The organism is Mesorhizobium salmacidum (SeqCode), assembly GCF_037179605.1.
GTDB classification, from domain to species: domain Bacteria; phylum Pseudomonadota; class Alphaproteobacteria; order Rhizobiales; family Rhizobiaceae; genus Mesorhizobium; species Mesorhizobium salmacidum.
On record NZ_JAPYKS010000001.1, the window covers coordinates 185,810 to 209,617 of the forward strand.

The 23,808-nt window shown below is 64.9% G+C and carries 21 protein-coding genes; 12 read left to right on the forward strand and 9 right to left on the reverse strand.

Annotated elements, in window-relative coordinates; genetic code table 11:
* Positions 1-21 precede the first annotated feature (21 nt).
* The 9 genes from O7A60_RS00895 (at position 22) to O7A60_RS00935 (ending at position 13,011) form a co-directional block, all read left to right on the forward strand.
* On the forward strand, positions 22-2,577 hold the full coding sequence (locus tag O7A60_RS00895; RefSeq protein WP_337104604.1) for a sensor histidine kinase: 2,556 nt from the start codon (positions 22-24) through the stop codon (positions 2,575-2,577).
* 8 nt (positions 2,578-2,585) lie between these two features.
* Positions 2,586-4,097 carry a tRNA (adenosine(37)-N6)-threonylcarbamoyltransferase complex ATPase subunit type 1 TsaE gene (gene tsaE, locus O7A60_RS00900; RefSeq protein WP_337104605.1) on the forward strand — a complete coding sequence of 504 codons (1,512 nt, stop codon included), beginning with the start codon at positions 2,586-2,588 and terminating at the stop codon, positions 4,095-4,097.
* Positions 4,094-4,822: a nucleotidyltransferase family protein gene (locus tag O7A60_RS00905; RefSeq protein WP_337104606.1), complete on the forward strand. Its 729-nt coding sequence runs from the start codon at positions 4,094-4,096 to the stop codon at positions 4,820-4,822. The genes tsaE and O7A60_RS00905 overlap by 4 nt, the downstream gene beginning before the upstream one ends.
* Positions 4,819-7,953 carry a double-strand break repair protein AddB gene (gene addB / locus O7A60_RS00910; protein WP_337104607.1) on the forward strand — a complete coding sequence of 1,045 codons (3,135 nt, stop codon included), beginning with the start codon at positions 4,819-4,821 and terminating at the stop codon, positions 7,951-7,953. The genes O7A60_RS00905 and addB overlap by 4 nt, the downstream gene beginning before the upstream one ends.
* On the forward strand, positions 7,950-11,456 hold the full coding sequence (gene addA / locus O7A60_RS00915; RefSeq protein WP_337104608.1) for a double-strand break repair helicase AddA: 3,507 nt from the start codon (positions 7,950-7,952) through the stop codon (positions 11,454-11,456). The genes addB and addA overlap by 4 nt, the downstream gene beginning before the upstream one ends.
* A 74-nt stretch (positions 11,457-11,530) precedes the next feature.
* Entirely contained in the window at positions 11,531-11,854 is a 324-nt protein-coding gene (gene trxA / locus O7A60_RS00920; protein WP_027143880.1) for a thioredoxin, read from the forward strand.
* A 132-nt stretch (positions 11,855-11,986) separates the two neighbouring features.
* On the forward strand, positions 11,987-12,268 hold the full coding sequence (locus O7A60_RS00925; protein ID WP_337104609.1) for a cupin domain-containing protein: 282 nt from the start codon (positions 11,987-11,989) through the stop codon (positions 12,266-12,268).
* An 84-nt stretch (positions 12,269-12,352) separates the two neighbouring features.
* Positions 12,353-12,601: a type II toxin-antitoxin system VapB family antitoxin gene (locus O7A60_RS00930; protein ID WP_337104610.1), complete on the forward strand. Its 249-nt coding sequence runs from the start codon at positions 12,353-12,355 to the stop codon at positions 12,599-12,601.
* Complete coding sequence (locus O7A60_RS00935) at positions 12,598-13,011, forward strand: type II toxin-antitoxin system VapC family toxin (RefSeq protein WP_337104612.1); 414 nt, start codon at positions 12,598-12,600, stop codon at positions 13,009-13,011. Before O7A60_RS00930 ends, O7A60_RS00935 begins: the two co-directional genes overlap by 4 nt.
* 69 nt (positions 13,012-13,080) lie before the next feature.
* On the opposite strand, the gene O7A60_RS00940 is transcribed toward O7A60_RS00935, so the two are convergent.
* The 5 genes from O7A60_RS00940 to O7A60_RS00960 all read right to left on the reverse strand — a co-directional run bounded on the left by O7A60_RS00940 (position 13,081) and on the right by O7A60_RS00960 (position 18,362).
* Positions 13,081-14,406 (reverse strand): bifunctional folylpolyglutamate synthase/dihydrofolate synthase, encoded by a 1,326-nt coding sequence (locus O7A60_RS00940; RefSeq protein ID WP_337104613.1) that lies wholly within the window; start codon positions 14,404-14,406, stop codon positions 13,081-13,083.
* Positions 14,407-14,574: 168 nt separating this feature from the next.
* Positions 14,575-15,501, reverse strand: coding sequence for an acetyl-CoA carboxylase, carboxyltransferase subunit beta (gene accD, locus O7A60_RS00945; protein WP_337104614.1), 927 nt, complete (start codon positions 15,499-15,501; stop codon positions 14,575-14,577).
* A 48-nt stretch (positions 15,502-15,549) separates the two neighbouring features.
* Entirely contained in the window at positions 15,550-16,389 is an 840-nt protein-coding gene (gene trpA, locus O7A60_RS00950; protein ID WP_027143876.1) for a tryptophan synthase subunit alpha, read from the reverse strand.
* Between the two features lie 2 nt (positions 16,390-16,391).
* Complete coding sequence (gene trpB / locus O7A60_RS00955) at positions 16,392-17,612, reverse strand: tryptophan synthase subunit beta (RefSeq protein ID WP_337104615.1); 1,221 nt, start codon at positions 17,610-17,612, stop codon at positions 16,392-16,394.
* Between the two features lie 90 nt (positions 17,613-17,702).
* The gene (locus O7A60_RS00960) at positions 17,703-18,362 is read right to left on the reverse strand and encodes a phosphoribosylanthranilate isomerase (protein ID WP_337104616.1); all 660 of its coding nucleotides are present in this window, start codon (positions 18,360-18,362) and stop codon (positions 17,703-17,705) included.
* A 112-nt stretch (positions 18,363-18,474) separates the two neighbouring features.
* Between O7A60_RS00960 and O7A60_RS00965 the strand changes: the two genes are divergently transcribed.
* Positions 18,475-18,693 carry a hypothetical protein gene (locus O7A60_RS00965; RefSeq protein ID WP_337104617.1) on the forward strand — a complete coding sequence of 73 codons (219 nt, stop codon included), beginning with the start codon at positions 18,475-18,477 and terminating at the stop codon, positions 18,691-18,693.
* Positions 18,694-18,723: 30 nt separating this feature from the next.
* On the opposite strand, the gene O7A60_RS00970 is transcribed toward O7A60_RS00965, so the two are convergent.
* The 4 genes from O7A60_RS00970 to O7A60_RS00985 all read right to left on the reverse strand — a co-directional run bounded on the left by O7A60_RS00970 (position 18,724) and on the right by O7A60_RS00985 (position 22,100).
* On the reverse strand, positions 18,724-19,482 hold the full coding sequence (locus tag O7A60_RS00970; RefSeq protein ID WP_337104618.1) for a M48 family metallopeptidase: 759 nt from the start codon (positions 19,480-19,482) through the stop codon (positions 18,724-18,726).
* Positions 19,483-19,581: 99 nt separating this feature from the next.
* Positions 19,582-20,064, reverse strand: coding sequence for a DUF2852 domain-containing protein (locus tag O7A60_RS00975; RefSeq protein ID WP_027143871.1), 483 nt, complete (start codon positions 20,062-20,064; stop codon positions 19,582-19,584).
* A 75-nt stretch (positions 20,065-20,139) separates the two neighbouring features.
* Entirely contained in the window at positions 20,140-21,324 is a 1,185-nt protein-coding gene (locus O7A60_RS00980) for a benzoate/H(+) symporter BenE family transporter (protein WP_337104876.1), read from the reverse strand.
* Between the two features lie 2 nt (positions 21,325-21,326).
* A complete protein-coding gene (locus O7A60_RS00985; protein ID WP_337104619.1) occupies positions 21,327-22,100 on the reverse strand; it encodes an alpha/beta hydrolase in 774 nt (257 codons plus the stop codon).
* A 218-nt stretch (positions 22,101-22,318) separates the two neighbouring features.
* On the opposite strand from O7A60_RS00985, the gene infC reads away from it, so the two are divergent.
* Entirely contained in the window at positions 22,319-22,855 is a 537-nt protein-coding gene (gene infC, locus O7A60_RS00990) for a translation initiation factor IF-3 (protein ID WP_010912915.1), read from the forward strand.
* A gap of 239 nt (positions 22,856-23,094) precedes the next feature.
* Positions 23,095-23,721 (forward strand): methyltransferase family protein, encoded by a 627-nt coding sequence (locus O7A60_RS00995; protein ID WP_140506875.1) that lies wholly within the window; start codon positions 23,095-23,097, stop codon positions 23,719-23,721.
* The last annotated feature ends 87 nt before the right edge of the window (positions 23,722-23,808 follow it).

Here is a 23,808-nt window from a genome sequence, read left to right on the forward strand (position 1 = left end):
GGCGGCGAAGAGGACCAAGACATGCCGGGGGATAACCCGCTTCAGGCGGGAAAGGCCGTTTCCGGCGGCCATGACGAGTCGAGGACCATGGGCTCCGCCCCGCGAGGCGAGCGCCTTTCATGGCGCGCCCGTGCGGGATTGTTTCTTGCCGGCTCCGCTCTCGCCTGCCCCTTGGCCGGCGCGGTCGCGCATGCCCAGACCGCCGGCGCCGCCGTGGCCAGTCTTTCGATCAGCACCATCGAGGTCGTACAGCTGGCGGTGTTCGTCGGCGTGACGGGTACGGCATTCCTGTCGGCCATCGTTCTCATCCGCGAACGGGCGCGTACCTCGGCGGAGAATGTCGAGCTGAGAAGCCGCGTCGCCGATGTCAGCGCGGCGTTGCGGCGTTCGGAAGCGCTGCTCAACCTGCGCGACCAGCGTGTCGTCGTCTGGGCCTCGGAAAACAAGAAACCCGAACTCATCGGCACATTGCCGACCGAAAGCGGTGCGCCGGAGGACCGGGCCGCGTTCCTCGCCTTTGGCCGCTGGCTGATGCCGCGTTCGGCGGCGGCACTCGAACATGCCGTGGCGGGTTTGCGCGAAAAAGGCAGGCCGTTCGACCTGGTGATCGAATCCCAGGCCGGCGCTCCACTGGAAGTGCATGGCCGCAAGAGCGCGGCTCATGTGCTGGTGCGGTTTGTCTCGCTTTCCGAGACGCAGCGCAGCCAGGCCCGGCTCAAGATCGACAACCAGCGGCTGGCCACCGATCATGACACCATGATCGGGCTGCTCGAGGCGCTGAAGATGCCGGCATGGCTGCGTGACGAGCATGGCCGCCTGAAGTGGGTCAACCGGGCCTATGCCGACGCGGTCGAAGCCGAGAGCGCGGAAGCCGCCGTGCGTGACGCCAAGGAATTCCTCGGCGGCCAGGCGCGCGAAGCCATCGCCACGCAGCACAAATCGCATCCGGTCTTCGAGCAGTCGCTTTCGACGGTGATCGAAGGCGACCGCCGCGTGTTCGCCGTGACCGACTTTGCCGGCGCCGACGGTTCGGCCGGCCTTGCCTCCGACACCAGCGCCATCGAGGCAATCCGTGGCGAATATGAGCGGACCGTGCGCAGCCACGCCGATACGCTCGACCAGCTCAACACCGCTGTCGCCATCTTCGACACCGACGAGAAGCTGCGCTTCTTCAACCAGGCTTTCCAGAAGCTGTGGGGGCTCGACAGCGGCTTCCTGCACAGCGCGCCCGACAACGCCCTTTTGCTCGACCGGCTGCGCAGCGAGGGCAAGATCGCCGAACAGCCGGAGTGGCGCCGCTGGAAGGAAGGCCTGCTCAGCGCCTATCGTGCGGTCGAATCGCAGGAACACTGGTGGCACCTGCCGGATGGCAAGACGATCCGCGTCGTCGCCAACCCGCAACCCAAGGGCGGCGTCACCTGGGTGTTCGAGAACCTGACCGAGAAGATGGATCTCGAAAGCCGCTACCGCACCGCGGTTCGGGTCCAGGGCGAAACGCTCGACAACCTCGCCGAGGGCGTCGCGGTGTTCGGCCCCGACGGCCGGCTGCGGCTGTCGAACCCGGCCTTTGCCACGCTGTGGGGATTGGACGCGGAAGCCGCCAAGCCCAATGTGCACGTATCGGCCATACGCGAGCTGTCCGATCGGCAAGCGGTCGAGAGCCCCTGGCCCGGCTTCGTCGCCGCCATCACCGGCTTCGACGACGAGCGCCGCGACCGCCACGGCCAGACCGAGCTCAACAACGGCACCGTGCTGCGTTACGCCGTGATTCCGCTGCCCAACGGGCAAGTGATGATGACCTTCGTCGACGTCACCGACAGCGTCCACATCGAGCGAGCGCTCAAGGACAGGAACGAGGCGCTCGAGAAATCAGACCAGCTCAAGAACGAATTCGTCCAGCATGTGTCCTACGAACTGCGGTCGCCGCTGACCAACATCATTGGCTTCACCGAGTTGCTGTCGCTGCCGGCGACCGGCCCGCTGACGCAGAAGCAGCGCGAATATATCGAGCATGTCGGCTCGTCCTCATCGGTGCTGCTGACCATCGTCAACGACATACTCGACCTGGCGACGGTCGATGCCGGCATCATGCAGCTCGATATTTCCGAAGTGCATGTCGACCGCACCATCGCGGCCGCCGCCGAGCTTGTCGCCGACCGGCTGGAGGAGCATTCGATCCGGCTCGCGGTCGACGCCGCCGCCGCGCCAAAGACCTTCCATGGCGACGAAACCCGCATCCGCCAGATCCTCTACAATCTGCTGAGCAACGCCGCCAATTACGCGCCGGAGGCCAGCACCATCCGGCTGGCATGCCGCCAGCTAGCGGACGGAGTCGAGTTCTCGGTTCACGACGACGGGCCCGGCATGCCGCCCGACGTGCTCGATTCGGTGTTCCGCCGCTTCGAGCCGCGCGCCAATGGCGGCCGCCGGCGCGGCGCTGGCCTCGGCCTGTCCATCGTCAAGAGCTTTGTCGAACTGCATGGCGGCGCCGTTCGCATCGAAACCGGCAGGGATAAGGGCACGACCGTCATCTGCACCTTTCCCGACATGCCGGGTATCCGTGCAGCGGCCGAGTAGCGCGCTCGATGACGGAACCGGTGCTGGAGCGTTTGCTCGCAGACGAGACCCAGACAGCGCGGCTGGGCGAGGATCTTTCGCTGGCTCTGCGCGTGGGGGACGTGCTGGCGCTCAAGGGCGATCTCGGCGCCGGCAAGTCGACGCTGGCAAGAGCGCTCATCCGGACGCTGGCCGACGATGCCGGTCTCGAAGTGCCGAGCCCGACCTTCACCCTGGTGCAGAGCTACGACACGCGCATCCCGGTCCATCATTTCGACCTCTATCGCCTGTCGTCGGCGGCCGAGCTGGACGAACTGGGCTTCGAGGAAGCGCTGGCGCAAGGTGCAGCCCTTATCGAATGGCCGGAACGGGCTGACGGCTATCTGCCCAGGACGACGGTGCTGATCGAACTCGTCCAGCATGGCGAGGGCCGGCTGGCCCGACTGTCGGGGCAAGGCGCGACCTTCGACCGTGTCGCGCGCTCGCTGGCCATGCGCGGCTTCCTGGAGAGCGCCGGATGGGGGGAAGCGCGGCGCCGGCATTTCATCGGCGATGCTTCGGCCCGCTCCTACGAGATCGTCTCGCTTGCCGGCGAGGCGCCGCGCGTGCTGATGAACTCGCCGCGGCTGGTGCTCGGCCCTCCCGTGCGCGACGGCAAGCCCTATGCGGTGATCGCCCACACCGCGCAGTCGGTGTCCGCCTTCGTCGCCATCGACCGTGCGCTGCTGGCCGCCGGCGTCGCGGTGCCCAGGATCGACGCGCAGGATATCGACCAGGGTTTCCTGCTGCTTGAGCATCTGGGCTCGGAAGGCTTTCTCGACGGCAATGGCGAGCCGGTCGCCGAACGTTACGAGGCGGCAGCCGAACTGCTCGCCATGATGCACGGCAAGGCCTGGCCTCACCGGATGGAGGCGGCTCCAGGCGTCGTTCATGACGTGCCGCCCTTCGATCGCGACGCCATGCTGATCGAAGCGGACTTGCTGATCGACTGGTACGTGCCGGCGATATCGGGCGGCCCGGCGAGCGACGCGCTGCGTTCCGGCTACCACAAGATATGGAACGCGCTTCTCGACCGGCTGCAAGGCAGCGAATACACGCTGATGCTGCGCGACTTCCACTCGCCCAACATCATCTGGCGCGGCGAACGGTCCGGCCTCGACCGGCTCGGCATCGTCGACGTCCAGGACGCGCTGATCGGGCCCGCCGCCTATGACGTCGCTTCGCTTGCCATGGACGCCCGCGTCACCATGGCACCCGAGATCGAGAAGCGGACGCTCGATGCCTATCTCGCGGCGCGTCATGCAGCGGGCGACTTCGATGAAGCAGGCTTCCTCGAAGCCTATGCAATCATGGCCGCGCAGCGCAATTCCAAGATTCTGGGCATTTTCGTGCGTCTCGAAAAACGCGACGGCAAACCCTATTATCTCAAGCACCTGCCGCGCATCCGCGACTATCTCAGGCGGGCGCTGTCGCATCCCGCGCTCGCCGACCTGCGGAATTTCTACAGCGCGCACGGGCTGCTGGAGGAACGAGCGCTGTGACAACAAGACCGGAGACCGCCATCGTTCTTGCCGCCGGGCTCGGCAAGCGCATGCGGCCGATCACCGACACCATGCCTAAACCTCTGGTCCGGATCGCCGGCAAGACGCTGCTCGATTGGGGCCTCGACAGCCTGGCTGCGGCCGGCGTCGGCAAGGCGGTGGTCAATGTCCATTATCTTCCCGAACAGATCGTCGCCCATGTCGCCGCGCGCCGCGCGCCGCGCATCGTCATTTCCGATGAGAGCGATCGGCTGCTCGATTCCGCCGGCGGCATCGTCAAGGCGCTGCCGGAGCTCGGCCGGGAGCCGTTCTACATCCTCAACGCCGATACATTCTGGATCGACCACGGCCCGCTCAATCTCGGGCGGCTTGCCCTTGCATGGGACGCCGCGAAAATGGATATTCTGCTGATGCTGGCGGATCTCCACCAGGCGACGGGACACTGTGGCAGCACCGATTTCCTGGTGGCGCCGGATGGCGCCCTGCGGCGTTCAAAAGGCGATCCTGCCGGCCTGATCTATGCCGGCGCCGCGATTATCCACCCGCGCCTGTTCAAGCACGCACCCGCCGAACCGCATTCGATCAACACCTATTTCGACAAGGCGATTGCCGGCGGCCGCCTGTTCGGCATGCCGATGCATGGCCACTGGATAACCGTCGGCACGCCCGATGCCATTCCGCTCGCCGAAGACGCGGTGGCCGGTGCACTCATCGGGTCGCAATGAGCGGCTCAAGCCGCGTTTTCTCCATTCCCTCCGGAGCGCCGTTTCTGCCGACGCTGGCCGAGGCGCTGCTTGACGGCCGTCTTGTCCCCGGGTTTCGTGTCGAAGGCGACCCGCTCGCCCTGGCCGATGTCACCATCTATGTGCCGACGCGCCGCGCCGCACGTGCCTTGCGCGGCGTCTTCGTCGACAGCCTGAAGGCGCGTGGCGGCGGCGGTTCGGCGATCCTGCCGGTGATCCGCCCGCTGGGCGAATTCGACGAGGATGAGGCCGCGTTCGATGCCGAGCCAACCGCGGCAATCGACCTCGCGCCACCGATCGCCGCCACCGAGCGGCTGTTACTGCTGACGCCGCTGGTGCGGGCGTGGAAACGCCGGCTGCCCGCCCATGTCGCGGCCCTCTTCGCCGAGGAGATCGTCGTCCCGGCCTCCACCGCCGACGCGATCTGGCTGGCGCGCGATCTGGCCGGGCTGATGGACGAGATCGAGACGGAAGGCACCGACTGGGCCAAACTCGCCGGCCTAGTGAGCGGGAACCTTGCCGGATGGTGGCAGGTGACGCTCGAATTCCTCGGCATTGTCACCGATGCCTGGCCGAGATTCCTCGAAGAGAGCGACCGCTCCAACCCGGCCGCGCATCGCAGCGCCCTGATCCGTGCCGAAGCGGCGCGGCTGCGGCGCAATCCGCCCGCCGGGCCGATCATAGCCGCAGGGTCCACCGGCTCCATCCCCGCCACGGCGGAGCTGCTTGCGACCATCGCCGACCTCTCCGGCGGCGCCATCGTGCTGCCTGGGCTTGACCGGATGCTGGACGAAGCCTCCTTCCAGGCGCTCGTCGCACCCGGCGCGCGTCCAGCCGTGCTTGGCCATCCGCAATACGGCCTGGCGAAGCTGATCGGCAAGATCGGCGTGCTGCGCGGCGATGTCGAGGAGATCGGTGCGGCCGAGCCGAAGCTTGGGCTCCGCGCGGCCCTTGTCGGCGAGGCGCTGCGGCCGGCCGAGACCACCGAATTGTGGGCCGAGACGCGAAACGGGTTTTCGGCGTCCGATATTGCCGGCGCCTTCGCCGACGTGACGCTGCTCGAAGCGGCCAGCGAGCGCGATGAGGCCGTCGCCATCGCCGTCGCGCTCAAGCGCGCGGTCGAAGACCCCGGCCAGAGAGCGGCACTCGTCACCGGTGACCGCGCGCTGGCACGCCGCGTCAGCGTCGAGCTCAAGCGCTTCGGTGTCGTTGCAGACGATTCCGGCGGCACGCCGCTTTCCAACACCCCGGCAGCCAGCCTCCTCAGGCTGGCGCTCGAAGCGGTGTTCCGGCCGGGCGATCCGGTCGGCCTGTTGTCGCTGCTCAAGCATCCACTACTCGGCCTTGGTCTGGAGAGGTCCGATGTGCGCCACGCGGCGGAACTGGTAGAGCTGGTGGCGCTGCGCGGCGGCACCGGCCGCCCCGACATCGCTTCGCTGCCGGACCTTTTCGAGGCCCGCCTCACCGGGCTCGGCGGTGATAGCCGACCGCCCTTCTGGTTTGCCCGCCTGACCGTGCGCTCCATCGAAGGCGCGCGGAATTTGCTTGGGCGTCTCAAGCAAGCGCTGGCGCCGCTTTCGGTCTTTCGCGGCCAGGCGGAAGCCGACCTTGCCGCGCTGGTCGAAGCCAGCGTGGTCGCCCTGGAGAATCTCGGCCGTTCCGCTGACGGCAGCCTTGGCGAACTCTACACCGGTGACGCCGGCGAAAAGCTCGCCGAACTGCTGCGCGGGTTGGTCGCGGCTTCGGCATCGCTGTCGTTCGCGGCGAGCGAATGGCCCGATGTGATGGAGGCGCTGATCGCGCCCGAGACCGTCAAGCCGGCGCAAGGCACCGACAGGAACATCGCCATCTGGGGTGCACTCGAGGCGCGGCTGCAGGATGTCGATACGCTGGTCATCGGCGGGCTCAACGAAGGAGTCTGGCCGCGCAAGCCGGAGAGTGACCGCTTCATGTCGCGGCTGATGAAGACCGGCATCGATCTCGAGCCGCCGGAGCGGCGCATCGGTCTTGCCGCGCATGATTTCCAGATGGCCATGGGCGCGAGACACGTGGTGCTGGCGCGCTCGGCGCGTGCCGGCGACGCGCCCGCCGTGCCGTCGCGCTGGTTGCAGCGGCTGGTCACCTTCATCGGCAACGACCAGGCGGCAGCACTGCGCCGGCGCGGCGATGAGCTGCTTGCCTGGGCACGCGCGCTCGACACAGGGCCGAAGCGGGATTTCGCGCCGCGGCCGCAGCCGAAGCCGCCGCTATCGGTGCGCCCCACGCATTTCTCCGTCACCGAGATCGAGACGCTGCGCCGCGACCCCTACGCCGTCTATGCTCGAAGGGTCCTCGGCCTGATGCCGCTCGATCCGCTCATCCGCGATCCGGGTGCGGCCGAGCGCGGCACGCTTTTTCACGCCATCCTGCATCTCTTCTCGTCCGAGGTGGCGGACCCGCGCGCGCCTGACGCGCTGGCCGGGCTCATCGCCACAGGCCGCGCCTGTTTTGCCGGGGCAGCGCTTCCAGCCGATGTCGAGGCGGTGTGGTGGCCGCGTTTCGAAAAGCTCGCCGCCAACATCATCGAATGGGAGCGCACGCGCGCCGACGCGGTGGTCCAGCGGCATGCCGAGGAGCGCGCCGGCAAGACCGTCGTCGGCCAGTCCGGCGTGACGCTGTCCGGCTATGCCGACCGAGTCGATCTGCTGGCCGGCGGCATGGCCGACATTCTGGACTACAAGACCGGCTCCTCGCCTTCCAAGGCGCAGGCGCATACGCTGCTGGCGCCTCAGCTGGCGCTGGAGGGCGCGCTGCTCAGGCGTGGCGCGTTCAAGGACCTAGGCACGCGCGAGCCGTCGCAACTGGCCTTCATCAGGTTGAAGCCGAATGGCGAGGTCTTCGAGGAGTCCATACTCGAACACAACCGCCAACAACGCACCGCGGCCGATCTCGCCGAGGAAGCCTGGGCGCGGCTGGAGAAACTGCTGATCCACTATGCCAACCCGGCGACCGGCTATCTGTCGCGCGCGCTGCCGTTTCGCGAAGGCGAAACCGATGGCGACTACGACCATCTCGCCCGCGTGCTCGAATGGTCCGCCGGCGGAGACGCCGGGGATGAGGGAGGGGAGGCATGAAGAAAGGCTATCCGATCCCGACCGATACCGCTTCGAGCCAGGCCCGCGCCGCCGATCCCGACAATTCCGCCTGGGTGTCGGCCAATGCGGGATCGGGCAAGACCCATGTGCTTGCCCAGCGTGTCATCCGGCTGCTGCTCAACGGCACCGACCCGTCGAAGATATTGTGCCTGACCTATACGCGCGCCGCGGCCGCCAACATGTCGAACCGGGTTTTTTCGACGCTGTCGGAGTGGACGACGCTCAGTGACGCCGACCTGGCGTCCAAAGTCGAGGCGTTGGAGGGACGCCGGCCCGATCGCGACACCATGCGCAGAGCGCGCCGCCTGTTCGCCGAGGCCCTGGAAACGCCTGGCGGGCTGAAGATCCAGACGATCCACGCTTTCTGCGAATCCGTGCTGCACCAGTTCCCGCTGGAAGCCAACATTCCCGCCCATTTCGACATGCTCGACAGCCAGATGGAGGCCTCGCTTTTTGCCGCCGCGCGGCGCGAGATGATCTCCGCCGCCGGCGACAGGAATTTGGCCGAGGCCTTCGCCACTGTGCTGGAACGTGGGGGCGAGGCCGGTCTCGACGTGTTGCTTGGTGAAATCGTGCGCAAGCGCGACGGGTTGCGCCATTTCCTCGATGCCGTCGGGCGTGACGGCTTCCAGCCCTTGTTCGATGAATTCCATTTCCAGCCCGGCCAGGCCGCCGAAGGCATAGCGGCATCTGTATGGCCGCTGCCCGGCTTCCTGCCGGACTATTTTGCCGGCTTTGCCCAGGCCGCCGAAGCCACCGACGCCAGATCGGCGCTGAACAACATCCTGCCTTATACGCGCCTAGCCTTCGCCGAGAGCGACCCCGTTCGCCGGCTGCAGTTGCTGGCAAGAGCCTTCCTCAAGACCGATGGCGATCCCTACGACCCGGCAAAGGCCTTCAAGAAGGCGCTGACCGACCGGCTGCCAGATCTCGCCGAGCGCTATCTCTCGGCGGCCAGCGCCATCATGGAGACCGTCGACCGGCTGGCGCTGTTCCGGATGCTGGAAGGCACATGCGCGGCGCTGACCATCGCCGACTGGCTGATCGCGCGCTACGAAGTGTTGAAACGCAGCCGCGGCTTTCTCGACTTCAACGACCTGATCACCCGCACGGTAAACCTCTTGGCGCGGCCCGATGCCGGCCCTTGGGTGCAGTACAAACTCGACCAGGGCATCGACCACATCCTGCTCGACGAAGCGCAGGACACCAGCCCGGATCAATGGGAGGTGGTGAAGCGGCTGGCCGAAGAATTCTTTGCCGGCTTCGGCGCCCGCGACCGGGTCCACCGCACGATCTTCGCCGTCGGCGACGAGAAGCAGTCGATCTACTCCTTCCAGGGCGCGGCACCGGATTCTTTCGCCGACAGCCGATTGTTGTTCGCCGGGCGGGTGCGCGACGCCGAGGCGTCCTTCGCCGACCTCAAGCTGACGTGGTCGTTCCGCTCCACGGACGATGTGCTGGCCGCCGTCGACCGCATCTTTGCCGATCCAATCGTGCGGCGCGGCATCAGCCACGACCCCGATCCGCTGAACCACAAGGCGATCCGCACCGATGCGCCGGGCTATGTCGAGGTCTGGCCATCGATCGGCGCCGAGGCTGTCGACGAGCCCGACGACTGGGCGCAAGCCATCGACCATGCCCATGCACCGGCGGTGCGCGTCGCCGAGAATGTCGCGGCCACCATTGCCGGCTGGATCGGCAAGGGCGAAATCATCGAGGGCCGTGGCAAGCGGCTGCGGCCGGGCGACGTGCTGGTGCTGGTGCGCAAGCGCGACAGCTTTGTGCACGCGCTGACGCGCGCGCTCAAGCGGCGCGACATTCCGGTTGCCGGCGCCGACCGGCTGAGCCTGCCCGGACATATCGCGGTCAAGGACCTGATCGCGCTCGGCCATCTGCTGATCCAGCCGCAGGACGACCTGTCGTTGGCCGCCGTCCTGCGCAGCCCGATCTTCGACCTGCCGGAGGAGACGCTTTTCACGCTCGCCGCACAGAGGCCGCCCGGCGTGTCGCTGACGGCATCGCTGCGCCAGCATGCCTGCGAAAGCGAAGCGCTAGCGGCGATCGTTGCGCAACTCGACGCCTGGGCTGACGAGGCCGCCTTGAAGCCGGAGTTCGAGTTCTATGCCGCCCTGCTGGCGCGCGATGGCGTGCGCCGCAAGATGATCGCGCGGCTCGGGCCGGAAGCCGGCGATATTCTCGACGAATTCCTGAGCTTCTGCCTTGCCGAGGAGCGGACCGGCCTGCCCGGGCTGGAAGCCTTCCTGTCGACGCTGGAAAACGCCGGCCCCGAGATCAAACGCGAGATGGACCAGACCCGTGACGAGGTCAGGGTGATGACCGTGCACGCGGCCAAGGGCCTGGAGGCGCCGGTTGTGTTCCTGGTCGACGGCGGTTCCGCCCCGTTCAGCGACCAGCATTTGCCGCGCCTGATGCCTTTCGACGGCTCGGGCCGGCATTGGGACGGCAAGGGCTACCTCTGGCGTTCGGCGAGCGACGTCGCCAACGGCTTTTCGAAAACGGCCGCCGCTCGCGCCCGTGAACTCGCCGACGACGAGTACCGCCGGCTGCTCTATGTCGGCATGACGCGCGCCGAGGACCGGTTGATCGTCTGCGGCTATCACGGCAAGCGGGCGCCGAACAGCGGCACCTGGCATTCGATCGTCAGCCGAGCACTGAGCGGCGCGCCCGAAAGCGAACAGCGTCCGCATCCAGCCGGCGGCGAGCCTGTCTACCGTTTTCACGTCACCAAACTGCCGCCGGTTACGCCAAGCCCGGGCGAGCAGGCGCGGCAGGTAGATGCGTTCGGTCCGTTGCCGGCGACTTTGTTCCGGCCCTTGCCGCCTTTCGAGGACCTGCCGCGCCCATTGTCGCCGTCGGGCGCCTCGGCGCTGATCGAGGAAGGCAAGGAAGCGGTGGTCGACAAGGCCTCGCCGGTGCTGGACGCCGATGCCGAGCCGGGTTTTGCCGTGCTGCGCGGGCTCGCCCTGCACAAACTGCTGCAGATGTTGCCCGGCATTGCCGAGAGCGACCGCCAAAGTGCGGCAGAGCGTTACCTCTCGCGAACGGGTGCGGCGTGGCCGCAAGCCGAGCGCCAAAAGGCTCTGGCCTCGGTCGTGGCCATCCTTGCCGAGCCCGGCCTCGGTCAACTGTTCGCGCCGTCGTCACGTGCCGAGGTCGCGATCATGGGCAGCCTTGAGGTCAAGGGCAAAATCCGCTCCATCTCCGGCAAGATCGACCGGTTGGCGGTGACAGCGGATACGGTTTCGATCGCCGACTACAAGACCAACAGGCCCGCACCCGCTTCCCTGGCCGAAGTTCCGCCGGCCTACCTGCTCCAACTCGCGCTGTATCGCGCCCTGCTGCAGCCGCTTTATCCCGGGCGGGAAGTCAAGGCGTCCCTGCTGTTCACCGAAGCGCCAAGGCTGATCGAACTGCCGGCTCGGGCCATGGACGACGCCCTTGCCCGACTCACGGGAGCGTGACACAAGAACTGCTTGAAGAAGGGCGCGACAACCACCACATTTGGTGCGGCGAAAGATTTCGAAAGGATTTCCGCATGACCACCGTCAAGGTCGACAAGAACAATTTCCAGGCCGATGTGCTCAATGCCCAGGTACCGGTCGTGGTTGATTTCTGGGCGGAGTGGTGCGGCCCCTGCAAGATGATCGCACCGGCGCTTGAGGACATCGCCGCTGAACTCGGCGCCAAGGTCAAGATCGCCAAGCTGAACATCGACGAGAATCCCGAGCTTGCCGCCCAGTTTGGCGTGCGCTCGATCCCCACGCTGATGATCTTCAAAGGCGGCGAAGTGGCCGACATCAAGGTTGGCGCCGCGCCCAAGACCGCGCTGTCGCATTGGGTCAATGGCAATCTCGCCTGATCCATTCCGAATTTCGGATATCAAGCCCGGCCATTGCGCCGGGCTTTTTGTTGGCGCCATCGGTGCGCCGCTCTGGCACTCACGTCGGGGCTCTCCATGTCTTCTGTTGGCAGCAGAAGCATGGAGAGAGAAATGACCGGATCCGCCAAGGCCACAGTCTTCATCGACAATGAGCGTGTCATCGTCACCGAATACCGCTTCCGGCCGGGCGACAATACCGGCTGGCATCGCCAGCGCCACGACTATGTCGTGGTCCCGCTGATGGACGGCAAGCTGAAGCTGGTGACCAAGGACGGCGAAACCTTCGCCGAAATGAAGAAAGGTTCCCCCTACTTCCGCAAGGAGGGCGTCGAACACGACGTCATCAGCGCCAACGAGGGCGAGTACGCTTTTATCGAGATCGAGCTGAAGTAGTTGTTAGGATGGCATGCCATCAACTGCCATCTTGATGGCATTTCATAATCGGTATATATTTCCCTTTTCGAACGGGAGTTTGAAATGGCCGAACCACAGCTCTCAGTCCGCAGTGCAAAAGCGCGCGACCTGGCCCATAGGCTTGCTCGCCGCGAAAATCGTTCGATAGCCGATGTGGTCGAGCGTGCGCTTGAGTCCTACGAGATTCGTGAAGCGGGTCGCGAACCGCCATCCACCTTCTATGCTCGACTTGCGTCAACCAGTGGCACCGATATCGATCTGGAGAAGATTATCCGCGAAGGCCGCCGGGTCCATCCAGGGCCTGAGCTTTGATTTTTGTCGATACCAATGTGATTTCGGAGACCCTGAGGAAGGCGCCGGATACAGCCGTCCTGGCGTGGCTTGTCCGGAATGATGCTGAACTGGCCCTTCCCACAGTGGCGATTGCCGAAATTGCCTTCGGCATTCAAAAAATAAGACCTGATGAGCGTGCCGATCGGCTGGAGCTGGGCCTTTCCCAATGGCGCCATCGATTTGCCGACCGGATTTTTGGACTGACGGAAGAGGCTGCCTTGGCTTATGGCGAGATCATGGGGGCAGCGGCGCGCCAAGGCCGCGGCATGTCGGCTCCCGACGGAATGATTGCCGCGATCGCGCGCGTAAACGGAGGCCGGCTGGCAACACGCAATCTCAACGACTTTGGCGCCACCGGCCTTGACCTGATCTCACCGTGGGATTTCTGAATCGGGTGAAATCCGGGTAGGACGAATTTCCCCGCCGCCGAGAGCCACGTAAGATGTAATTGTCGCGCCTCAGGTTGGCGGCGTGCCGTTCTCGGCGAGAACCGCGCCGGCCAGGTAAAGCGACCCCCCGATCAGGATGCGCGGCGTCGGGCCGTCCCAGGTATCGCGCAGCAGCATCAGGGCGCTGGCGACGGAGTTTACCGGTTCGGCCGTCAGCCCGGCTTCCGTGGCGCGGATGGCAAGTTCGTCGTTTGGCACGCCGGCGTCGCTCTGGCTCACTGGCACCGTGTAGACATGCTTGACCAGGCCCTTGAAGGCGCGGAAATAGCCGCTCTGGTCCTTGGTGTTGATCATGCCCGAGATGAGGAACAGTGGGCGCGGGTTCTTTTCCTCCTGCTCGGCCAGCGCTTCGGCGACGACCACGCCGGCACCCGGATTGTGGCCGCCGTCGAGCCAGATGTCGGCGCCCTTCGGCGCAAGTTCCGCCAGCCGGCCCTGCACCAGCTTCTGCATACGGCCCGGCCAGGCGACGTTGGTCATCGCCTTCTCGGCGGCGCGGTGGCTGATCTCGAAACCGGCGGCCTTGACCGCGGCGATCGCCGCCGCCGCATTCGCAAATTGGTGGCGACCGGGCAGACGCGGTGACGGCAGATCCATCAGGCCATCATCGTCCTGGTAGACCATGCGGCCGTTTTCCTCGAAAGCGAGAAAATCCTGGCCATAGACCAGGGTCGGACATTCCAGCCGCTCCGCGGTGTCGATCAGCGTCTGCAGCGCGGTCTCGCTTTCCTGCGCGCCGATGACCACCGGGCAGCCGCGTTTCATGATGCCGGCCTTTTCGGCGGCGATCAACTCGACACGGTCGCCGAGATAGGCCTCATGGTCCATCGACACCGGCATGATCACCGACACGGCCGGCCGTGCGATGACATTGGTGGCATCGAAGCGGCCGCCAAGACCGACCTCGATGATGGCGGCATCGGCCGGATGTTCCGAAAACAGGACGAAGGTGACGGCGCTGAGTATCTCGAAGACGGTAATCTTCTGGCCGCCATTGGCCTTTGCGACGCGGGCAATGGCCTCGGCGAAGATGTCATCGTCGACCAGCCTGCCGCCGCCCTCGGCCGCAAGCCTGTAGCGCTCGTGCCAGCTGACCAGATGCGGCGAGGTGTGGACATGGACGAGCCGGCCGGAAGCTTCTAGCAGCGCCCGCGAGAAGGCGGCGCAGGAACCCTTGCCGTTGGTGCCGGCGATGTGGATGACCGGCGGCAGCAGGTCCTGCGGGTTGCTCAGCCGCTTCAGAAGCCGCGTGATGCGGTCGAGCGAAAGGTCAAAGCCTTTCGGGTGAAGCGCCATCAGGGCTTCGATTTCGCGGTCAGCGGCAAGCGTCGTCATGGCACAATCCCGGCGCATGGCCCGAGAGCCAGAATCGCTCCCGCAATGACCACGGCTATCAAAAGGCTACAGCGCGCCACGGATGCTGCGCAATCGCTGTCCGCGGCGGCCAATGTCGCGTCAGGCCAGTCTCACGTCAGGCCGGTGTCGCGGCCGGCCATTGTAGCGTCAAGCTTGCGGCCGGGCTTCGGCGGCAAGCACGGCCGGCGGCATGATTTCCGGTTCCAGCGGCTTTTGCTCCTCGGGCATCTTGAGCAGCATTTTCAAAAGCGGCGCGATCGTCTGGCGCATTTCCAGCCTGGACACCACCATGTCTACCATGCCGTGCTCCATCAGATATTCGGAGCGTTGAAAGCCGTCCGGCAATTTCTCGCGGATGGTCTGCTCGATGACGCGCGGACCGGCAAAACCGATCAACGCTCCCGGCTCGGCGATGTGCACATCGCCCAGCATGGCGTAGGAGGCGGTGACGCCGCCGGTGGTCGGGTTGGTCAGCACGACAATGTAGGGAAGGCCGGCTTCCTTCAGCCGGTCGACACCGACCGTGGTGCGCGGCAGCTGCATCAGCGACAGGATACCTTCCTGCATGCGGGCGCCACCGGAAGCAGCGAACAGGATCAGCGGCCGCTTGCGCTGCAGGGCGACCTCGAAGCCATGCACGATGGCATCACCCGCCGCCATGCCGAGCGAGCCGCCCATGAAAGCGAAATCCTGCACCGTCACCACGACTGGCAGGCCCTCGACGGTCCCCAGCGCATTGATGATGGCGTCGTCCAGGCCAGTCTTGGCCTTGGCGTCCTTCAGCCGGTCGACATAGCGTTTCTCGTCGCGGAACTTCAGCGGATCCTGCATGACCTTGGGATTGTCCAGGGTCTCGTACTTGCCGTCATCAAAGAAGAATTTCAGCCGCTCCTTGGCCGAGATCTTCATGTGATGGCCGGAGGACGGGATGACGAACTGGTTGGATTCCAGGTCCTTGTGGAACACCATCTCGCCGGTCTCGGGATCCTTGATCCAGAGATTCTCGGGCATGTCGGTACGCCGGCCGAGCATCGAGTTGATCTTCGGGCGAACGTAATTGGTAATCCAGTTCATCGCTTCGGCTCCTGTCCTGACGAAGAGTTGGGAAGAGAAGTAGGAAAACTATTCGGCAGCAGCAAGGCGGGCCGAGCGCACGCCTTGCGCAAGGCCGCTGACCAGCGTGGCGACCGCCTCGGCCGGATCAGCGGTCTTTTCGCCCTTCGGCCCCAGCACATTGGCAACCGCATTGACGATCGCCGTGCCGACGACCACGCCGTCGGCGTTGGCGCCGATGACGCGCGCCTGTTCGGCGGTCTTGACACCGAAACCGACGCAGACCGGCAGGTTGGTGTGACCTTTGATACGCTGGACCGCCGTGGCGACCTTGCCTGTGTCGGCAAGCGCCGAGCCGGTGATGCCGGTCATCGACACGTAGTAGACGAAGCCGGACGTGTTCTGCAGCACCTTGGGCAGGCGCTTGTCGTCGGTGGTCGGCGTCGCCAGCCGAATGAAGTTGATGCCGGCCTTCAACGCCGGGATGCACAGCTCCTCATCCATCTCCGGCGGCAGGTCGACGACGATCAGCCCATCAATGCCGCTGGCAATCGCATCCTTCAGGAAGCGGTCGACGCCGTAGATGTAGATCGGATTGTAGTAGCCCATCAACACGATCGGCGTTTCATCGTCGCCGGCGCGGAAGTCCGACGCCATCTTCAGCGTCTTGACCAGCGTCTGGCCGCCTTTCAGCGCCCTGAGGCCGGCGGCCTGAATCGCCGGGCCGTCAGCCATCGGATCGGAAAACGGCATGCCGAGCTCGATGACGTCTGAACCGGCGCCCGGCAGCGCCTTCATGATCGACAGCGAGGTTGCATAGTCGGGGTCGCCACCCATGAAATAGGTGACGAGCGCCGGACGGCCTTCGTTCCTGAGCTTCGCCATGCGGCGGTCGATGCGGGTTGCCATGATCAGATCTCCATGCCCAACATCGAGGCCACCGTGTGCACGTCCTTGTCGCCACGGCCGGACAGGTTGACGATGACGATCTGGTCCTTGTCCATGGCGGGTACGATCTTGACGGCATGAGCGATAGCGTGCGCCGATTCCAGCGCCGGGATGATGCCTTCGACGCGCGTCGTCAGCTTGAAGGCTTCCAGCGCCTCGTCGTCGAGAATAGGCACATACTCGACACGGCCCGAGTCGCGCAGCCAGGAATGCTCCGGACCGACGCCGGGATAATCGAGGCCGGCCGAAATCGAATGGCCGTCCATGATCTGGCCGTCGGCGTTCTGCAGGAGATAGGTGCGGTTGCCGTGCAGCACACCGGGAGAACCGGCATTCATCGAAGCGCAATGCTCGATGCCGTCGAGGCCGCGCCCGCCCGCTTCGATGCCGATGATGCGAACGTCCTTGTCATCGAGGAAGGGATGGAACATGCCGATGGCGTTGGAACCGCCACCGACGGCGGCGATGATGGTGTCGGGCAGCCGTCCCTCCCGTTCGAGGATCTGCGCGCGGGCTTCCGTACCGATCACCGACTGAAAGTCGCGCACCAGCTCCGGATAGGGGTGCGGACCAGCGGCGGTGCCGATCAGGTAATAGGTGTCCTCGACATTGGTCACCCAGTCACGAAGGGCTTCGTTCATGGCGTCCTTCAGCGTGCCGTGGCCCGCGGTCACCGGCCGCACTTCGGCGCCCAGCAGCTTCATGCGGAAGACATTGGGGCTTTGCCGGGCAACGTCGGTCGCGCCCATATAGACGACGCAGGGAAAGCCGAAGCGGGCGGCGACGGTCGCGGAGGCCACGCCATGCTGGCCGGCGCCCGTCTCGGCGATGATGCGCTTCTTGCCCATGCGCTTGGCCAGCAGGATCTGGCCGAGGCAATTGTTGATCTTGTGCGAGCCGGTGTGGTTCAAATCCTCGCGCTTGAAATAGACTTTCGCGCCGCCAAGATGCTTCGTCAGGCCTTCGGCGAAATAGAGCTTCGAGGGCCGCCCGGCATAGTGGGTCGACAGGTCGGTCAGTTCAGCCCTGAAATCCGGATCGTTCTTGACCTCGTTCCAGTTCTTCTCGAGGTCGAGGATCAGCGGCATCAGCGTTTCGGCGACGAAACGACCGCCGAAAATGCCGAACATGCCCTGTTCGTCGGGTCCGGTGCGGAAGGAATTGGGTGTCGCCGGCTTGTTCATCGCCGATCTCCTAGATCTGTACTTTGAGCATGTCCCTGTCGGAAACCGGTTCCCACTTTTCCGGGACATGCTCAGGGTTCGAAATTTTGTTCAGGCGGCGCGGTCGTCCCGCGCGGCCCTGACGGCCCGGAAAAACTGTTCGATCAGCGCCGGATCCTTGACGCCCGGCACACTTTCCACGCCCGACGAAATGTCTATTGCGGGCGGATTGGCAAGCCGAAGGGCATCGCCGATGTTGGCGGCGTTGAGCCCACCGGAAAGCATGTAATCGATCCCGGCGTCAAGGCCGGCGAGGATGCGCCAGTCGAAGGCGACGCCGTTGCCGCCCGGCAGCTCGGAGCCCTTCGGCGGCTTGGCATCGAACAGGAAGCGGTCGGCAACGCCGACGAACGGCCTTATCCGGTCGAGATCGGCAGCCTCGCTGAGCGGCAACGCCTTCATCACCGGCAGCCCATGGCGGGCTTTCAGTTCGGTCACCCGCTCGGGGGTTTCGGAGCCGTGCAGTTGCAGCATGTCGGGCTGCATCTTCTCCACGATTTCATCGAGGACGGCGTCGCTGGCATCGACCGTGACGGCAACCGCCAAGGCCTTGCCGCGCGCCGCTTCGCGCAGACGGCCGGCTTCGGCCGGTTCGACGTAACGCGGGCTTTTCGGAAAGAAAATGAAGCCGACATGGCTGGCGCCGCCGGCAAGGGCCGCGGCCATTGCTTGGTCGGTCTTCAAGCCGCAGATTTTGATGTCGAGCGCCATGACGCGGGAATTGGCACGAAAAGCGCCAGGAGTCGAGAAAAAGCATGCTGTTTGCCGGCAAGGTGAAAGGCGCTACCTATGGATGGACAGCATGCAAGGCGGGAGCACAGCCATGGCCGACCAGACCGTTGCCGAACTGAAGCAGAAGATCGCACAGGCGCGCGAGGTCATCGCGCATCTCATGGACAAGGCCGCCTTCAACGGCGCCGAGGCGCATCGGGCGCTGGATTATTTCGGCGGCGACGCCTTCGACCGGAACTTTCTGCCCTGGCCGCATCAGGGCGAAGAGGGGCTGCGGCCGGAGGAGCTCAACGCTGCAAATGATGACTAGCGGCCTTCAATGCGTCGCCGTTCCCAACCCTTATTCGAACACGATCGCCTGCAGCGCTCCGCCATTGCGCTTCAACCAGTCCTTGCAACGATCGGTGTCGGGGCAGAGCTTTTCGCACAATCTCCAGAATTTCGGCCCGTGGTTCATCTCCTTGAGATGCGCCACTTCGTGCGCGACGAGGTAGTTTATCACGGGCTGAGGTGCCATCATGATGCGCCAGGAGAAGGAGAGATTGCCTTCGGAGGTGCAGGAGCCCCAGCGGCTGGAGGTGTCCTTATAGCGGATCGCCTTGGCGCGCTTGCCGAGCGCCTCGGTGTGCCTGACGACCAGCTTCTCGATCTCCTTCTTGGCCTCGCGCTTCAAGAAATCGGCGATGCGGCGCGGCAGATGGATGCGCTCGCCATGCACGATCAGCAGCGGACCGCGCTCGTCGCGCGATATGGTTACGGTGCCGCGCTTTGACGGCTCGTGGACGATGCGGTGCGGCACGCCGCGCACCGGTATCTTGATGCCGGGCCGCACCTGCGGCCGCGTCGGCACCTTGGCCAGCCGCTGCTCCAGCCAGTCCTGATGGCGGTCGAGGAACCTGTCCACCTCGCCCCGGCGCAGGCCCGGCGGCACGGTGATGCGCAGGCCCTGACCGCCGGAATCGATGCGCAGCGTCAGGCGCTTTGCCCTGGCGCTCTCGACGATCTTGAGCGGCAGGGTGCGGCCGGCGACGCAATATTCCCGCTCCACGGCAGGCGTGGGTTTGGGCTTCGTCAGATTGCGGAAGAACCCGATGGTCATGGCGGGACGATACGCGATTCGAGGAAAACGAATAGAACAAAAAAGAAACGGCGCCGCTCGCGCGACGCCGTCATTACACCTTGGCCCTGTCGCCTGGCCTCAGTCGTCGAGCAGGTTCGAGCCTTTGCCACGCTTGGTGGGGGTTGTTCCGGTGCCCGGATCGGTCTTGGTCGGCGCGGTCGACTTGTTGCGGTTGGCCATGAACCGGTCGAACTCGTCCTGATCCTTGGCGCGGCGCAACTCGCGGGCATACTCGTCGAACTGCGTCAGCATCTCGTCGAGCTTGCGGCGCTCTTCGTTCAGGCGCTCAAGCTCCTTTTCGCGCCAGTCGTCGAAAGCGACGTTGCCGGTGCGGGCGGAGCCGTTGCCCCAGCGTGCGGCCTTGTCGGAACCACGGCGGCAACCGGCGAAGATGCCGTCGGTCGCGCGGTTGACGTCACGCTTGAAGCCCTCAAGCCGGTCGCCCCAGATGATGTAGGCGAGCATGGCGAAGCCGAGCGGCCAGAACACCATGAAGCCGATCACCATCAAGGCGATGGTAGCCGGCGTCCAGGCCGGGCGGATCAATGCAGATGTGTTCATTTTCTCCCATTCCTTCGGTTGGAGACAGCCAGAACCGGCTGCGTGGAATCGAAATGGGAAGGCGAAAACGGCGATTCAAGACAATGTCGGCCAAAACCGGACAAGCTTCTGAAATGATTGTCGCTTTTTGAGCATATCGAGGAAAAGCATGGCCAAGCCGGCGATCAGGCCCCAAAATGCCGCACCGACGCCGAACAGCGTCAGCCCGGAGGCGGTGACGACGAAGGTGACGGTGGCGGCCATCCGGTCGCTCTCATCCCTAAGCGCGATCGCCAGCGCATTGGCGAGCGAGGCCATCAGCGCGAGACCCGCCACCAGCACGATCAGGCTCTGCGGCAGGACGGCGAAGATCGCCACCAGCGAAGCGCCGAAAATCGCGAAGATCAGATAGGCAAGCGCATAGAACGGGCCGGTCTTCCAGCGTTCGGCCGGATCGGGATGGACGTCCGGCCCGGTGCATATCGCCGCCGAGATCGCCGCCAGATTGGTGGTTGCGGCCCCGAATGGCGCCGACAAGAGCGAAAATAGGCCGGTGACACCGATCAGCGGGCCGGGCTCGGGATGGTAGCCGGCGGCGCGCAGCACAGCGAGGCCGGAAAGGTTCTGCGAGGCCATGGTGACGAGATAAAGCGGCAGCGCCAGGCCGATAATGGCCTTGGCGGTGAAATGGGGAGCAATGAACGTCAGTGTCGACAGTTCGGGCGCGGGCAAGCCGCCGACACGGCCGGCAAGGAAGGCGGCAAGGCCACCGCCAACCAGCACGGCCAGTACCGATAGCGCCGGATTGAACAGCCGGAAGACAAAGAATGCGGCGATCAGCGGCAGGATGAGCCAAGGGTCCGCCGGGATGGCTTTCATGGCATTGATGGCGAAGGTGACGACGATGCCGGCCAGCATGCCGGAAGCGACCGAAGCCGGTATTCTCGATATCAGCCGGGTCAGCGGCCCAAACAGGCCGGTCGTGACCAGCAGGACGCCGGTGATGATATAGGCGCCGACGGCCTCGCCCATCGAAAAGCCACTCGAGGCGGCGACCAGTGCCAGGCCCGGAGTCGACCAGGCGGTGATGACAGGCATTTTCGTGCGCCATGACAGCCAAAGGCACTCGACCGTCATGGCCAGACAGATCGCCGTCACACCGCTTGCCGTCTCGACCTGCGTCGCGCCGACCGCCTTGGCGGCGGCGATGACGATGGCCAGCGTGCCGCCAAAGCCGACGATGGCCGCGACGAAGGCGGAGACCGGGATGGAAAGGCGCATGGTCATTTGCCTCTGCCTCGTCCGGCCATGTCACCGACGGCCCGCACCAGCATGTCGAGATCTTGCGGCCGCGACAGGCGATGTTCGCCGTCGGGAATCAGCGACAGCGTGACATCGTCGGCCGGCAGCAGGCTGACCAGCCTCAAGGCGTGGCTCGACGGCACGTCCGCATCGGCCAGCCCCTGCAAGATGTGAACCGGGCAATGCGTGTCGATAGGCCCGGTCATCACCCGGTTATGGCGGCCATCCTCGATCAGGGCGCTCGTGTAGATGTAGGGTTCCGCGGAATAGTCCGACGGCTCCGCGAAGTAGCCCTTTTTGGCGAGGTCGCGCTTCTGCGCCTTGGTCAGCACCGGTTCGACCAATTCACTGGTAAAATCCGGCGCCGGCGCCAGCAGCACCATGCCGACGACGCTTGCGTCGCCCGCCTTGCGCAATTCCTGCACCATGCGCAGCGCGATCCAGGCACCCATGGACGAGCCGACCAGGACCTGATCGCCCTTGGCGAAATTCCGGAAAACCGCAAGGCTTTGCGCAAGCCATGTCGAAATCGTGCCGTCGGCGAAAGCGCCGCCGGATTCGCCATGGCCCGAATAGTCGTGCCGCAGGAAGGCGCGGCCTTCTTGTGCCGCCCAGTCCGACAGCGTCTCGGCTTTCGTGCCCAACATGTCCGACTTGTAGCCGCCGAGCCAGACGATGCCGGGCGTCGAGCCCGCTGAATGGCGCACGGCGATATCGGATCCATCAACATAGAGAAAGATCGGAGCGGCGGTCATGGCTGTGGGACGGTCCTGGTTTTTTTCACGCCTCGCTTTTGGCACGGCCAAAGGCAAGGCGGAAAGTGCTCGCGATGTTTCTTTGCTTGGCACAGGCTCGTGATCAGGTGATTTCTTGAGAACGCTGTGCTATTGACTTGCGCCGCGCGCTTCCCACATTGGCGCGTCCACACAGATTTGTACGAACCCCGAACGAAACGGCCAAGGAGACCACGACCATTCGCAGACCTTTCAAAGCAGCGGCGCCGACCAAGGATGGGCCGCGCTCCAACCGTGATATCCGGGTTCCCCGGGTCCAGCTTATCGACGCCGAAGGCCAGAACCGCGGCGATGTTTCCATCAACGACGCATTGCTGCTCGCCGAAGAGGCCGGGCTCGATCTGGTTGAAATATCGCCCAACGCGGTGCCGCCCGTTGTAAAAATCCTCGATCTCGGCAAATTGAAATACGCCAACCAGAAGAAGGCGGCCGAGGCGCGCAAGAACCAGAAGGTCATCGAGATCAAGGAGATCAAGATGCGCCCGAACATCGACAGCCATGACTACGAGACCAAGATGAAGGCGGTCCGCCGCTTCTTCGAGGAAGGCGACAAGGTCAAGCTGACGCTGCGCTTCCGCGGCCGCGAGATGGCGCATATGGAACTCGGCATGCAGCTCCTGAACAAGGTGCGCGAGGAGGTGGCGACCATCGCCAAGGTGGAAGCCGAGCCGAAGCTCGAAGGCCGCCAGATGATGATGGTGCTGGCGCCGCGCTAAGCAGGCTGCGCACGCTTCGCAACGCGCCGTCTGCATAGTTTCCACGGTTGTCGCGGGTTCTCACCGCAAAACCGTGAACACTTTTGCGGAACCCGCTTGGATCACGATGACGTCAGATCTAGTCATCGCGCTAAAATCCGCCTGAATTGTGCTACAGGGCGTCCCGACGACCGGCGGGACGCCTATTCCTGGCTAGAGCTGCGATCGCCGCTAAGCTCCTCGACGATCGGATCCCAACCTTGGACACAGAATACAAACACGGGCTGGGCAACTACCAGCAGATGCGCCGGCTGGTGCTTGCCGTGCTCGTCGCGGTGCTGTTTCTGGCACTGCTGTTCGGCCAATCGACGTTCCCGCCGGACACGCCGGTGCACGAATCGATCGAGATGTTCGGCGTGCTGTTGATTTTCCTCGGCATCGTCGGGCGCCTATGGGCGACGCTCTATATAGGCGGGCGCAAATCCTCCGAAGTGGTCACTGGCGGGCCCTATTCGATCACCCGCAACCCGCTCTACGTGTTCTCGACCGTGGCCGCCGCCGGCGTCGGCGCGCAGATCGGCTCGTTCTCCGGCATCATCCTTTTCGCGGTTCTGTGCGCTGGTGCCTTCCATATCGTCATCCTGCGCGAGGAGAAATTCCTCAAGGAAGCGCTCGGCGCGCCGTATGCCGACTATCTGGCGCGCGTGCCGCGCTTCTTCCCCAAGCTTTCGCTCTACCAGGAAGGCGACACCGGCAGCTTCAAGCCGCGCCTGCTGTTGACTACGCTGCTCGACGGACTGGTGTTCCTGATCGCGCTGCCGGCTTTCGAACTGATCGACGGCGCGCAGTTGTCGGGCATGCTGCCGGTGTGGTTCAGGCTGCCCTGACCGGGGACAGTGCGTCGCACGGCCTGAGGTGTTGCGCCCGCGCCATCTTTGATCTATAGCACCGCCGTTCCAAGAAAACCGCCCGGC

Bases quoted from the DNA above. Each gene is read 5' to 3' on its own strand.
- O7A60_RS00895 (WP_337104604.1), top strand. From the start codon at position 22: ATGCCGGGGGATAACCCGCTTCAGGCGGGAAAGGCCGTTTCCGGCGGC.
- tsaE (WP_337104605.1), top strand. From the start codon at position 2,586: ATGACGGAACCGGTGCTGGAGCGTTTGCTCGCAGACGAGACCCAGACA.
- addB (WP_337104607.1), top strand. From the start codon at position 4,819: ATGAGCGGCTCAAGCCGCGTTTTCTCCATTCCCTCCGGAGCGCCGTTT.
- addA (WP_337104608.1), top strand. From the start codon at position 7,950: ATGAAGAAAGGCTATCCGATCCCGACCGATACCGCTTCGAGCCAGGCC.
- trxA (WP_027143880.1), top strand. From the start codon at position 11,531: ATGACCACCGTCAAGGTCGACAAGAACAATTTCCAGGCCGATGTGCTC.
- O7A60_RS00925 (WP_337104609.1), top strand. From the start codon at position 11,987: ATGACCGGATCCGCCAAGGCCACAGTCTTCATCGACAATGAGCGTGTC.
- O7A60_RS00930 (WP_337104610.1), top strand. From the start codon at position 12,353: ATGGCCGAACCACAGCTCTCAGTCCGCAGTGCAAAAGCGCGCGACCTG.
- O7A60_RS00940 (WP_337104613.1), bottom strand. From the start codon at position 14,406: ATGACGACGCTTGCCGCTGACCGCGAAATCGAAGCCCTGATGGCGCTT.
- accD (WP_337104614.1), bottom strand. From the start codon at position 15,501: ATGAACTGGATTACCAATTACGTTCGCCCGAAGATCAACTCGATGCTC.
- trpA (WP_027143876.1), bottom strand. From the start codon at position 16,389: ATGGCAACCCGCATCGACCGCCGCATGGCGAAGCTCAGGAACGAAGGC.
- trpB (WP_337104615.1), bottom strand. From the start codon at position 17,612: ATGAACAAGCCGGCGACACCCAATTCCTTCCGCACCGGACCCGACGAA.
- O7A60_RS00960 (WP_337104616.1), bottom strand. From the start codon at position 18,362: ATGGCGCTCGACATCAAAATCTGCGGCTTGAAGACCGACCAAGCAATG.
- O7A60_RS00965 (WP_337104617.1), top strand. From the start codon at position 18,475: ATGGCCGACCAGACCGTTGCCGAACTGAAGCAGAAGATCGCACAGGCG.
- O7A60_RS00970 (WP_337104618.1), bottom strand. From the start codon at position 19,482: ATGACCATCGGGTTCTTCCGCAATCTGACGAAGCCCAAACCCACGCCT.
- O7A60_RS00975 (WP_027143871.1), bottom strand. From the start codon at position 20,064: ATGAACACATCTGCATTGATCCGCCCGGCCTGGACGCCGGCTACCATC.
- O7A60_RS00980 (WP_337104876.1), bottom strand. From the start codon at position 21,324: ATGCGCCTTTCCATCCCGGTCTCCGCCTTCGTCGCGGCCATCGTCGGC.
- O7A60_RS00985 (WP_337104619.1), bottom strand. From the start codon at position 22,100: ATGACCGCCGCTCCGATCTTTCTCTATGTTGATGGATCCGATATCGCC.